The sequence below is a fragment of the Arthrospira sp. PCC 8006 genome, from assembly GCF_046480465.1.
GTDB lineage: Bacteria > Cyanobacteriota > Cyanobacteriia > Cyanobacteriales > Microcoleaceae > Limnospira > Limnospira platensis.
In genome coordinates, this window is sequence record NZ_PKGG01000156.1 from 1 (window position 1) to 12676 (window position 12676).

Below are 12676 nucleotides of genomic sequence, written 5' to 3' on the forward strand. Positions count from 1 at the left end.
AGCAGCAGAACTTCCAGAACTTCCTCAACCAACAAAACCAGCTAGACGAACAGCAAAACCTAGCTACAGAGGAACAGAAACGACAAGTACAGGAGGCGCAAGCACAGGCTAGGAATATGAGGTTTTGATATAGCAATGAGCGATCGCATATTCACCAGGGAACACCTTAACCAAGCCCCGATAACCAAGCCCCGATAACCAAGCCCCGATTATCATCTTTTTTCAAAACAGCAGCCCATATTCCTCGACAGGGGTTGACAGAGGCAGCGATTTCCTGCTATTATCTTGACATAAAAATTATAATTGTTTGGGATAAAAAATATTTTTTGGGCAAATATTCCAATTATATTATTAATATAACCCAAGTCAATAAAAAAAGCTACCCACATCCCCCAAAACGGAAAAATTTTAACATTTATTAATTTTTTGCAACAAAAATTAACAAAGCCTGATCATTAGGTAAATAGGTTAGTTGACTGAGTGAGGTTAGGATGGCAAAATCAAATTTGCGCCCCCACATAAAATTAAATGCTAACCAGCCCACAAAACCCCTTAGTTAAGCAGATTCGGCAGTTACATACAGCGAANAGGAAGACGAGAGGAGGGACTATTTATCTTAGAAGGAACCCACCTAGTAGAAGCAGCTTGTGCTGTGAATTGGGATATCATGGCGGTTTGCTGTACTCCCCAATGGGAGGAACGTCACCGAGACCTGTGGGAATTGGCGGTAAAAAGGGCCGATCGCACTGAACAGGTAAGCGATCGCCTGATAGCGGCTATGACGACCACAGTTAACCCTGATGGAGTAGTAGCGATCGCCCGCCGCCGAGACCAAACCCCAGTTCCCATCACCAGTTTAGGGCTAGTCCTAGAAACGGTGCAAGATCCTGGCAACCTAGGAACAATGATCCGTACAGCCACAGCGGCGGGAGTTGAGGGATTATGGTTAAGTAGTGATAGCGTTGATCCAACCCATCCCAAAGTCCTCCGTGCTTCTGCTGGTGCTTGGTTTGAGGTTCCCATAGCGGTGCATTCAGACCTAATCACCCAACTAAGTGATATTCAGAAACAGGGTATACAAATTGTGGCTACCCGCGCGGACGCTTCCCTAAGTTACTGGGAAATTGACTTGCGCCAACCGACAGCGATCGTCTTAGGAAATGAGGGTTCTGGCTTATCCCCAGATTTAACCAGCCTAGCGGACTATCATATTAGGGTCCCTCTGTTGGGGAATGTTGAATCTCTGAATGTGGCTATTTGTGCAGCGTTGATATTATATGAGGCGCAGCGTCAACGACTGTACACTTAACCCGCCTTCCAGTTAATCTTGCTCTGATTTTGTTTCCCGGAGAGTCTCTGAACTAGAGGGGTGTTCCCGTTGGCTTTCCAAAAACTGCTCAATGTCCGAAATAGCCTCCTCAAGTTCTGACAGACTAATAGGACTCGAAGGGTAATTATCTCTCCGGGGTTCCACGGGGGAATGATCCAGAGAGGGGGCTTCCTCCGATGACTCATTTTCTTGTTGGAATGCCTCAAGTAACTCCTGTTGAAAGGATTTAACGAACTCTTCGGCAGCATGACGACGCATATCGCGCTGGTGTTTATCCGTCATGATCAACTCCTATTAGGGGTAGAGATAGGTTTTAGCAGCCTACCCCTGCCATTCAAAAAGCTGCAATCGCACAGCATCCCCATACTATACCGCAAAACTGACTCATGGCGATAACCTAGCGTCATGACATCAACAACAACCCAAAAGCTATCGGTTTTCCCTGTCAGGTCGGTTGAAGTCGGTTAGCTTTCGGGAAAACCAGCCCCGGAATGTCCTGTGACGCACACAGATTGGCTATTCTCTAAAGGTGACTATAACTTTGATGAGCTATGAAATTTAGTGATGTCCTACAGCAATTAAAAGATGGAGTAGTTAGCCACAGTCTCGAAGATCGCGATCGCATAGATCCGGTTATTCATGGTGTAGCAGCCATTGATGAGGCTCAGGCTGGTACTCTCAGTTATATCGAAGGACAAAAGTTTGCTGCTTATTTGGCTACTACCCAAGCTGATGCGGTAATTTTGCCTGTTGATGAGGCTTTACAAGCCCAAGCGATCGCACAAGGACTAGCTTGGATGTCCACAGAATCCCCACGGTTGCTATTTGCGAGGGCGATCGCCTTATTTTATCAACCCTATCATCCTCGGCCGGAAATTCACCCCACAGCAACCATTGCACCTGATGTTAAACTGGGTTCCCGGGTGCATATTGGTCCCCATGTAGTGATTCGGTCTGGGGCAAAAATTGGCGATGATGTCTGTATTCATCCCAATGTGGTGATTTATCCTCAAGTGAAAATTGGCGATCGCACAATACTCCATGCTAACTGTACCATCCACGAACGTACTGAGATTGGGGCAGATTGCACTATTCATAGTGGCGCAGTCATTGGCGCTGAAGGCTTTGGCTTTGTCCCTACCCCAGAAGGTTGGTTACAGATGCAACAATCAGGAATTACGGTACTTGAAGATGGGGTGAGTGTCGGGTGTAACAGCACCATAGATCGTCCAGCGGTGGGAGAAACTCGCATCGGTAGCCAGACCAAATTAGATAATTTAGTCCATATTGGTCATGGCTGTAAAATTGGTTGTGGCTGTGCTTTCGCCGCCCAGGTGGGGTTAGCAGGTGGTGTCACTGTTGGCGATCGGGTGATTCTCGCTGGTCAGGTGGGAATTGCTAATCAAGCTAAAATTGGTAAAGGTGCGATCGCCACCGCCCAAGCTGGTATTCACAGTGATGTTAAACCAGGCGCTGTGGTTTCAGACTCCCCAGCCATTGACAATAAACTTTATCTGAAAAATTCCGCCATTCGTAAACGACTCCCCGAAATTTATCAAACCCTGAAACACATTCAGCGTCACCTCGGCTTGCATCAATAACATAGAGAGTATTATCACCTATTTACTCTCCGGGTAGGAAGTTCAGTATAGTTTGATCGGGCTGCTATACTGTTTCCCCTCCCTCATCTGCCTGGCGCGGATATGCTAATTTGTAACAGGCTTTTTTAGAACTTGGATAAGTGTAACAGGCTTTTTTAGAACTTGGATAAGTGTAACAGGCTTTTTTAGAACTTGGATTAGACCATAATTACAGAAAATTGTCTAACTGTGGCTATAGCTGGAATTTATCTTAAATAGCCCAAATTTGATGATTTACATATCAAAAATGATTTATATTGGATTGTATATATCGAAAGAGGATACTAGATACCGATACTCAAACTGTATTTGTCAAAATGATTGTTTTAAGGATATTATGGTTTTTGATGCGGTCAAAAACTGCATCAGCGATCCTTACTTAACTCTGAATCACTAAAAAATCCCGATCATGTTACCATTACCTGACTAAGGAAATGGTTGACTCAACTTGAGAAGGTTTACTGGTTCATAGATAATTAAGGAATGCTACAGAGTAAGTTTATTAATACTTCCCAGTTAGAAAAGGTATTTTCGCAATGTCACAAGCAGCAACAACTCCGTTAGTAGGAAAGGATTTGCTTCAAAAAGTCAAAGAACTTTCTGATACTACCCGGCGAGAAACCGCCAGACTGTGCGGTTATTACACGATAAAAGATGGTCAAGTCAGGGTGAATCTGACTGATTTTTACGATGCTTTACTGAAAGCGAGGGGGATTCCCTTTAATTCGGAGACTCCCAAGTACGGTAGGGGTCGGGATGCTACCTATACGGTCAGTGTTCACAAAAATGGTCAAATTGTGATCGGCTCGACTTATACTAAGGAAATGGGATTGCAATCGGGTGATCAGTTTGATATTAAACTAGGATATAAACACATTCATCTGATTCAGGTGGAAGAAAACGGTAAAGTGGTTAATTTTGCTGAATTAGAGGAAGAATAGTAATAATGAGAGATCCCACCTGATAGTTAGTGGGACTCTTATTGATACCCGTTTGGGGATAAATATATGATGATGAGCGATTCGACAATTGCATTAAACCCATTCACCCCGGTTTATGGTCCGGTGTCTTCCTGGCGTTATGGACGATCGCTAGGAATTGACCCAATTGGGGTGGTTTCGACCTGTTCATTTAACTGCGTTTACTGTCAGCTTGGGGAAATTGAACAGAAAACGAGCGATCGCCAAGTTTATGTACCTACAGCGGAGATTTTGACCAGCCTAGAAAATTTTGCCCCCAGGTCGGTAGATGTGATTACCCTCAGTGGTAGTGGTGAACCGACATTGGCGGCGAATTTGGGAGAAATTTTAACGGGAATTAAGAGGTTGAGCGATCGCCCTACTCTAGTTCTGACTAATGGTACTACGTTAAATGACCCCCAGGTGCGATCGGATTTGGCGATCGCAGATAAGGTATCTATCAAACTAGATGGGGTATCATCAGACCAACTAAGACGGGTGAACCGACCTGTCCCCGGTATAGACTTCAACGAGATCATGGCAGGACTTTTGGAGTTTCGCCAGGACTATCAGGGGGAAATAGGGATTCAAACGATGCTGCTTTGTCCTTGGGACGAGTCCACCAGGAGAGAGTATATTAGTTTAATGGCTGCTGTTGCACCTAGGGAAATCCAATTAAACACCCCTAAGCGTCCTAAACCAGTACAACGACAATTCGATGGTCGTGAAAACCATACATCAAGGGCCAATCGTCCTTATCAAGTGCGATCGCTGCGCTGCGTAGATCCCGAAATTCTGCACGAGTTCGCCCAAGAAATTCAGCAAAAAACGGGTATTATGGTAAGAACCGCGCCAATTCCTGCCACAGTTTAACTGGATAATTGTCGCTAATTGGCGGGTGTGTCAGAATAGATATAAACTGCATACAGCCGGAACTATGACATCATACGCAACCTCGACCGCCAGATCTGAAATGAGCGAACTCCGGCGACTGAAAAGTTTGCTACCCCCTGAATTGCAGAGTTGGGTAACTGTGGAGAAAACCATTGAGGTTAACCCACTATTGATTCGCTCAGAAGAAATTGGCAAAGATCAAGTAGAGATTCAAATTGATTTAGTTCGCTGGGAACAACTAGCCCTAGACCAGCGCAACCTGTTATTTTGGCACGAAGTCGCCCGCATTCAAAATGATACTATCCCCAGAGATGGCTGGGAAATGGCAGCCCTAGCTATTGGTTTAGGGGGTGCGGTGGGAGAACTGTGGGTACAGGATGGACTGCTGTTATTACTGGCTCTGGCTCTGTGTGGAGTTTCTGGCTATCGGTTGTATCAGAAAAATAATGGGGAGCGAACCCTGGTGGAAGCGATCGAAGCTGATGAAAAGGCGATCGCGATCGCATCTCGTTTTGGCTATACACTCCCCAACGCCTACAAGAGCCTTGGTAGTGCCTTAAAGACGTTAATTGAACAAACACCCAAAAAGCGACAAAGAGCCCGTTACGAAGCACGTTTACAGGCTCTCAAGCGCAGTGCGGCTAAAGCTAAAGCCAGGGTGAAAGGTAGTAGCCCAGATTCCTCATCCTCCAGTTCCGAGAGCATTTACGGATAATGGATAATCATGTAGGGGTGGGTTCCAATGTTCAGCCTATCTGGGGGCGAGAAGATTGACGGGCCCGCCCTCTGTCTTGGCTCTGTGGGTTCCACGGCGGCGACTATCTGGGGGCGAGAAGATTGACGGGCCCGCCGTTTGGGGTGACGCAAGAGATCCGGCTGGGATAAGTAGATATACTGCGTGAAGCGGACTTGATATGATGCGAATATGTTAGAACCGAGTTTTTCAGTAAACTATGCCCTATCCGGTCCCACCTCCTGAACCACCAGCGATTATCGAAACCCTTGTTAACCCTAGCCCGAATCAACCCCCGTCATATCAGAGTTGGAATCAATCGGAGTCTGGTTCAAACGGATATATACAGCATAATCAAACAATCTCCTACGTTCTACCATCAAGCCGAAGCTCGGAAATTCACCGGGAATCATCAGCAGCGCTTCTGGGTGAGCCGATGACCCGTAACTGGTCAGATATTTACGGGAAAACGCAATTGTATCTAATTCCCAGAAACGAGGTTTCTAGGGATATTTTTGAGTATTCACCCACAACTCCCATAGAAAGGGGGTTTCTTGGTGAAGAATTTTCCCAAAATGCGATCGCATCTTCATGGAGTTACGGGATTAATAGCAGCGAACAATTTACACCTTTCGATCGCCATCGTCCCCTATACCTAGCCCAAACAGAACCTACCCGGTCAGATAACATTCCTATACCAGTAATTCCGCCGACAGACTTAGTGGAAGTCACAGCCGCCGAACAGGAATTTGACCAACAGCGACAAATCATCACGGCTAGAGGGAATGTCAGAATCAGATTTAGAGAAACCCTAATCGAAGCGGAGCAAGCCCAAGTCAACCTGAACACCCGTCAAACCGCCGCCAGGGGAAATGTCGCCCTACAAAGGGGGGAACAACTGGTTCAGGGGAGCCAGATGGAATATAACTTTGTGCGTAGTACGGGAGTTATCTACGAAGCGAGAGGGGTGGTTGTGACCCAATCGACTGCTTCTGACTTTGACATAGAACAACCAACCAACCTGACCCCTGCGCCGATTTTTTCGGGGTCTCTGTCAGATACCCTGACGGAAGCGCAACCGGTGACGGAAGTTACCACTACCGGAGAGACTCAAATCCAGGTAACTGGTGCTGGTTTCCCACAAGTTGGGGGGACTGTAAATCGTTTAAGGTTTGAAGCTGAACGGATCGATATTCAACCTAACGGAGAATGGGAGGCTACTAATATCCGCATTACTAATGACCCTTTTTCGCCTCCCGAATTGGAACTGAGGGCGGATAATGCTCAATTAAGGCGGATCTCTCCCCTACAAGATGAATTGCTGACGAGTCGATCGCGTTTAGTGTTCGACCAACGCTTCTCGATACCGCTATTTCGCGATCGCACTATTATTGACCGTCGCCAAAGGGAACCGAGTCCCCTAGAATTTGGCTATGACCTAAGAGACCTCGATGGTTATTTTGTCCAGTGGAACCTAACGCCGATTGAATTAGGACCGTTAGAATTAAAAGTGGCTCCCCAGGTGTTAGTACAGCGGGCTATTTCGGAAGGTTTATCGCCACTTGACCCTCGATTTTATGGCTTAAACACCCGTTTATCTGGTCGCATTACCCCGACTACTTCTATAGAGGGACAGTTAAAAATTAGTAACTTTGAAGACTTCCCAGACCTAGGGGAAAACGCCTATCGGGCGAGATTAAGGGTTCGCCAATCATTAGAAGATTACACGCTCACGGGGGAATATAGCTATCGGGAACGGATATTTAACGGAACTCTGGGGTCACAAACCGTACACCGTAGTTTTGGGGCGGTTCTGACGGTACCTAATATCTTGATCGGACCATCAGGAGGATATGTTAATTTTCAAACAGGCTACCAAGCCATAGAAGCGAATACCGATCGCTTTGACCTTCTGGAGGCGGAACGCGAAAATGATCGCATCAACCGCCAACGCTTTCAAACGGTTGGGACTCTGATCTATCCAATTCCCCTATGGAATGGTTCCGCTCTCCCTGCTACGGCTTCGGAGGGACTGAGATACACTCCCAGACCTGTTATCCCGTTTGTGCGTCTGGTGGGAATTGCTAGAGGTTCAGCTAGTTTGTATTCTGAGGATGAATCCCAATTCTATCTTAGTAGTAGTGTGGGCATCCAAGGACAGCTAGGGCATTTTTCCCGCAGTTATCTGGACTATACGGGTTTCAGTTTATTCTATACTCAAGTGGCGATCGATGGTGCATCTCCGTTTTTATTCGATCGCATGGTAGACCAAAGAATCCTGACTTTGGGATTAGTTCAGCAAATTTATGGGGGGTTAAGGGGTGGTGTAGAATCAGCCATTAATTTAGATAGCGGTTTAGCGTTAAATAATGAATTTACTTTAGAATACAGTCGGCGCACCTATGGTGTCATCCTCAGAATTAATCCTGTCCAAAGACTGGGAAGTTTCAGTCTTAGGATTAGTGATTTTAACTGGACTGGGGACTCACCCCCTTTTGATGATTAGCCCTATGAGCCTATCACCCGCAGAACAAGCCCAAGTCCTGCTTAATCATTACAGTTTTGACCTAGATGGAAATTCCGCAAATCAAATTATTAGCAAGTGGTCGGAAATATATGATGTGAATTGGCTGCATCTTGCTGTGATTGAAGCCCTCTATTTGGGGCGTTATAAATCTATTTCTGTTCAGCAAATACTAGAAATGTGGAAACGTCGCAATCAGCCCATTTATCACTTTAACTCGGAGTTTGAGCGGTTAATTTGTAATAAGTTACCTCATGCTTTTGAAGATTATAAAATTGTCCACAATAACACACCAGAAACCAATCAACAAAAGCCTGAGAATGAAATCCTAGACCATGAAATCCTAGACCATGAAGAAGCAGTTATTGAATCTCTGCCAATTAGCGAGAAAACCCCGACTTTGCCGCTTCACTACTCAGACTTTTGTGCCAAATTGCAAGCCATTGTGGAAAATAGTCAATAGACTATATGTAAAAGCAGAGACAAGGGGTGGCTTGTCTCTACGAGGGGGAGCAATTTAGCTGGGGTAACTATCAATTATCAATTGTCAATTGTCAATTATGATGTAGGGGCTGATTACCCCGGGAATATTAAACCGGTTATTGGGGGTGATTTTTTACGTTAAACCCATGCGAATTTCTGAGCAAAAAGAAGCCAAAGCCAATCCATTATTATAATTAACAATACTGGTTCGCAGGCGTAGATTAGGAATCAAATACCAGATCCTCTCCTCGGCTTTAAACTGATCAGACTCGATCGACAAGGTCAAAACATCATCCTTACCCATGAGATAACGACCGATTAAGGATTGATTCTGGCCATGGGCTTGTTGCTGCTGCAAAAGTTTTCCTTGTAGGGGAGTTGAGCGATCGCATATTGTAACTAAAACGGCTGAACCTCGTTGCTGATCAGGATTTGATTCTATAGTGCCTTCCCAAGTTAACTGTAAACCCTTAGCTACCAATCCGGCATCAACCCCGTGGCTGGAGCAGATGTCTGTAACTATAGCATGATCAGGGGCAAGGGCTTCCATGACCAAATTAGATTTACCAGCCTCGAGGTTACCGGAAGTCAAATTGTGTACAGTCCGCTGAGAAAACCACTTTCCCGCACTCAACTCAAAAAATTCGACAATATCCATGATTTTCGTGCATTGTAATTAACCAACAAATAGCTTAAACACTTTGGTTATTCAACACAACTACTAAAAAGGGAGACCGGATAACTGATAAACTGTGGATTGGTTCAATAGCCAAGGAGAACACTGGAAGTGGCAATCGAAATCGGTCAACGAGTAAAGGTCCGGCGCATCAGAGATCGCATACCGGGAAATATCGTTAATCAACTCAAGCAAAATCCATTTGGAACTGTCAAAGGCTTTAAAATGGTCGATGGCAGTGGCATTGGTTTTGTCGTCCAATTTGACAATAGCCTATCGACTTGGTTTTTTGAAGATGAGCTAGAATAATGGGCGCTTGACAATGGATTATCGGCGATCAGCAGCTCAGGTGCGGTTCCTGGGATAGGATAAATAACTGATCTATTGAACGATCGCGTCAGGCTTAGGTAGCATATATCGCCTCTCATGGGGGGGTGAGGTGAACCTAGACTGCGCGATCGCCAACCATATAGGAAATCATTGATGGCTGTGATTCTGACATTTTTGGGTAAGGGTGGTACAGGTAGAAGTACAATTGCGATCGCTGCGGCGAAGGGACTCGCCGCCGAAGGTAAAAGGGTTTTACTGGCTACCTCGGACAGCGGGCCAGCACCAGGACTGCTACTGGGAACGAAGTTGACTACGTTACCCACCCCTGTAGAAACCAACCTCAAAGCAGTACAATTCCAGTGCGCTGCTTTACTAGAAAGCAGTTGGGAACAAGTCAAGACCATAGAGGCGCAATACCTACGCACTCCTTTTTTTAAGAATGTCTACGGTCAGGAGTTGGGGGTATTACCAGGAATGGATAGCGCCCTAGCCCTCAATGCTCTGAGAGAATATGACAATAGTGGCGATTATGATGCGATCGTCTATGATGGCAATAATAGCCAGGAAACATTAAGGATGCTGGGAATGCCAGAAATTCTCAGTTGGTACATCCGAAGATTTCGGCAGGTATTTCTGGACTCGGACTTAGGAAAAGCACTATCTCCATTTGTGCAACCCATTGCTAGTACGGTGTTAAGTGTTGATATCTCTGGGGATACCTTCGCCGGACCTACTAAAGAAATGAGCAATGTTCTGGAACAGGGAAAATCCGCAGTATCAGACCCTAACCGAGTTAGTGCTTATCTGGTGACTACGGAAGATGAAGTGGCGCAGGCTACGGCTAGTTACCTATGGGGAAGCGCTCAACAGGTAGGCTTAACTGTGGGTGGTATTCTCCTCAACCGGAGCCAACAAACCAGCTATTTGGCTGACAGCTTCGCCCCCCTGACGGTTACAGCCATTCCAGAAGCTGCTTCCAACTGGGAAACTTTAATCAAAGCCCTACCGGACTTTAGCGGGGCAACCAGCGCCCCGCGTTCCATCTCTATTGATGTCGCGCGCCGTCATGTCACCCTATTTTTACCAGGATTTGATAAAAAACAGATCAAACTCACCCAATATGGTCCTGAACTGACTATTGAGGCTGGAGATCAACGCCGTAATATTTTGCTACCTCCTTCCCTGACTGGTCAACCTGTAACTGGGGCTAAATTTCAAAATGGCTATCTGATTGTTTCTCTTTGACCTCATGGTAGGGTGCGTCAGAAAAATTTCTAATAATTAATACCAGAAAAATCTGACCTGACGCACCACAAATCATCCGAACTGATACATTTACGCGACATTTATCCGGCTATTGCCTGACAATGCGACGATAGCACTATTACCCGTTAAGGTAACAGAGGCGGTATCCCGCAAAGCTTTTAGAAAGATTCCAAAAGCACCGTTCCAGTCCCTGGGTAGAGTGAACCCACACTCAGGACATCAGAACACTTTTGAGCCACCTAGCTGGGAATGCACATGACCACAGTGAGTACAGGTTTTGCTGGTGTATTCTTAGGTCACATCTACAACTGTGGTTCGAGTTATCTCGGCTTGATGTCTCAGGGTTAGTTTGAATCGATAATGCGCCCATGTCAGCATGGCTCGGGCAGTCTTGGATTTGATTTTCCGCTTGGCTTTGGCAACCATGTTGGAAGTCTCGAAGGTGGGCAGAAAAATTATGCTGTAGTCATTAGTCAAGTAATGAGCAATTTGCTTGTGGGCCTCATCCACTAAATTCCGGATTTTAGTTCTCATTCGTTGAGCCGCTTGCCTCATCCGGCGTCGCCGTGAACGATTAAGTTCCTTGGCGATTCGGCTCATCAAATCATCCAAATGTTGACATAACCGAGTAATGCGTCCTATATCTCCGGAGCCCAATTCCAGAAATCGTGAACCATCAAACCCGGTCATAAAAGTTCGGACGCCCGGGTCTAATGCAATTACGCCATTCGCTTCAGTTGGGGTAACGGCAACTGGTTCAGGGAAAATCGCCAACCATCGACCTTTGGTAAACACCAACTGAGTCCCTTGCCCGCAAGTTTTAGGGATAGCTTCGGAAACCATGAAAGTTAATCCTTTCGTGAGTCTTGGATACCAACTCCCTGAAGAGAAATTAGTATTATTGAACTTRATCCCTTGAGAGCTGTCACGACAACTTCTAAACCTTGCATCAGGACTGGCGGTCAAAGCCTGATCGGCATCAAAGATGGCATTTTGCCGAATGTGGCCGGGTGTTTCTTTGACCCATTCGGGTAAGTCGCTCTGCATCACTTCGTTGCGTAATTTCAGTTTGCTTAGTCGTTTASCACTCCGGGATAATGCAATTGCTTGGTTGTAGCAATACCGACAAGCAGCCAGCCATTTGCGCCAGACTTGATTTAGCTCTAGGCTGGGGTAAATCCGGATCTTCTTTGACCTGAGTTTTATATTGACTCCGTCCGTATAATCGGGAACTGAAGCAGTGGAGGATGGCGAGAATGTCCTCAACCATTTCTGGTTCTCGACTGAGACTTGTCTCGTTGAGAACCATGAGTGAGCACCTGTTTTGCTCACAGAGCCATCGAAACAAGTCCCATCCAAATCTGGCCAATCGGTCTGGGTGGGCAACGACAACCATGCGGACATCTCCTGACAAGACTTGTCCCAGTCAGGCCAGCATTTTCTTTCCCTTGAAGTTGAGCCCGCCTCCGATTTCGGAGACGACTTCTGCTTCGGGGTAGAGGTTGGACAGTGCGGCCACCTGTCGGTTGAGGTCGGACTGCTGGGCGCGGCTACTAACTCGGGCATAGATAACGACTTTGCGTTTGTCACTGCCTGATGGCATCAGAATATGACTCAACGTTGTATCGTCGTTGCCCAGCGGGGGTTCTGATGGTCTCGATTGAGCCATTTTCGTCCCATCTGCGGAGTGTTCTTTCATGGACTCCAAGGATTTAGGCCGCTTCCTTGGGTTTGACATATCTGGCAATAGGTTTATCCTCAACGTTATGGTCGAAAGGGAAGTCACCTTCCCCAACTCCAATTCCAAACCGTACTTGAGACTTTCACCTCATACGGCTCCT

At 46.2% G+C, this 12676-nt stretch carries 11 protein-coding genes and 2 pseudogenes; 9 read left to right on the forward strand and 4 right to left on the reverse strand.

What is annotated here, in order from left to right; translation table 11 throughout:
• Positions 1–528 precede the first annotated feature (528 nt).
• A pseudogene (locus tag B9T16_RS19380) lies at positions 529–1309 on the forward strand (TrmH family RNA methyltransferase).
• A gap of 12 nt (positions 1310–1321) precedes the next feature.
• Here the strand turns inward: B9T16_RS19380 and B9T16_RS19385 are convergent.
• A complete protein-coding gene (locus tag B9T16_RS19385; protein WP_410245533.1) occupies positions 1322–1612 on the reverse strand; it encodes a hypothetical protein in 291 nt (96 codons plus the stop codon).
• A 269-nt stretch (positions 1613–1881) separates the two neighbouring features.
• Between B9T16_RS19385 and lpxD the strand changes: the two genes are divergently transcribed.
• The 6 genes from lpxD (at position 1882) to B9T16_RS19415 (ending at position 8543) form a co-directional block, all read left to right on the forward strand.
• Positions 1882–2931 carry a UDP-3-O-(3-hydroxymyristoyl)glucosamine N-acyltransferase gene (gene lpxD, locus B9T16_RS19390; RefSeq protein ID WP_006618124.1) on the forward strand — a complete coding sequence of 350 codons (1050 nt, stop codon included), beginning with the start codon at positions 1882–1884 and terminating at the stop codon, positions 2929–2931.
• 575 nt (positions 2932–3506) lie between these two features.
• Entirely contained in the window at positions 3507–3911 is a 405-nt protein-coding gene (locus B9T16_RS19395) for an AbrB family transcriptional regulator (RefSeq protein WP_410245534.1), read from the forward strand.
• A gap of 72 nt (positions 3912–3983) precedes the next feature.
• Complete coding sequence (locus B9T16_RS19400; RefSeq protein ID WP_035737304.1) at positions 3984–4802, forward strand: radical SAM protein; 819 nt, start codon at positions 3984–3986, stop codon at positions 4800–4802.
• Between the two features lie 64 nt (positions 4803–4866).
• On the forward strand, positions 4867–5538 hold the full coding sequence (locus tag B9T16_RS19405) for a DUF3318 domain-containing protein (protein WP_014277549.1): 672 nt from the start codon (positions 4867–4869) through the stop codon (positions 5536–5538).
• Between the two features lie 238 nt (positions 5539–5776).
• Positions 5777–8062, forward strand: coding sequence for a DUF3769 domain-containing protein (locus B9T16_RS19410; RefSeq protein WP_410245535.1), 2286 nt, complete (start codon positions 5777–5779; stop codon positions 8060–8062).
• Positions 8063–8066: 4 nt separating this feature from the next.
• Positions 8067–8543: a hypothetical protein gene (locus B9T16_RS19415; RefSeq protein WP_231852058.1), complete on the forward strand. Its 477-nt coding sequence runs from the start codon at positions 8067–8069 to the stop codon at positions 8541–8543.
• A gap of 153 nt (positions 8544–8696) precedes the next feature.
• On the opposite strand, the gene B9T16_RS19420 is transcribed toward B9T16_RS19415, so the two are convergent.
• Positions 8697–9221, reverse strand: coding sequence for a phycobiliprotein lyase (locus tag B9T16_RS19420; RefSeq protein ID WP_006618130.1), 525 nt, complete (start codon positions 9219–9221; stop codon positions 8697–8699).
• A gap of 129 nt (positions 9222–9350) precedes the next feature.
• Between B9T16_RS19420 and B9T16_RS19425 the strand changes: the two genes are divergently transcribed.
• Positions 9351–9548: a DUF2862 domain-containing protein gene (locus tag B9T16_RS19425; protein WP_006618131.1), complete on the forward strand. Its 198-nt coding sequence runs from the start codon at positions 9351–9353 to the stop codon at positions 9546–9548.
• 174 nt (positions 9549–9722) lie between these two features.
• Positions 9723–10814 carry an ArsA family ATPase gene (locus tag B9T16_RS19430; RefSeq protein WP_006618132.1) on the forward strand — a complete coding sequence of 364 codons (1092 nt, stop codon included), beginning with the start codon at positions 9723–9725 and terminating at the stop codon, positions 10812–10814.
• A gap of 312 nt (positions 10815–11126) precedes the next feature.
• On the opposite strand, the gene B9T16_RS19435 is transcribed toward B9T16_RS19430, so the two are convergent.
• A complete protein-coding gene (locus B9T16_RS19435) occupies positions 11127–12041 on the reverse strand; it encodes a helix-turn-helix domain-containing protein (protein ID WP_410245536.1) in 915 nt (304 codons plus the stop codon).
• A pseudogene (locus B9T16_RS19440) lies at positions 11980–12547 on the reverse strand (IS607 family transposase); the annotation flags it as partial. The gene B9T16_RS19435 and the pseudogene B9T16_RS19440, both read right to left, overlap by 62 nt.
• Positions 12548–12676: the final 129 nt, after the last annotated feature.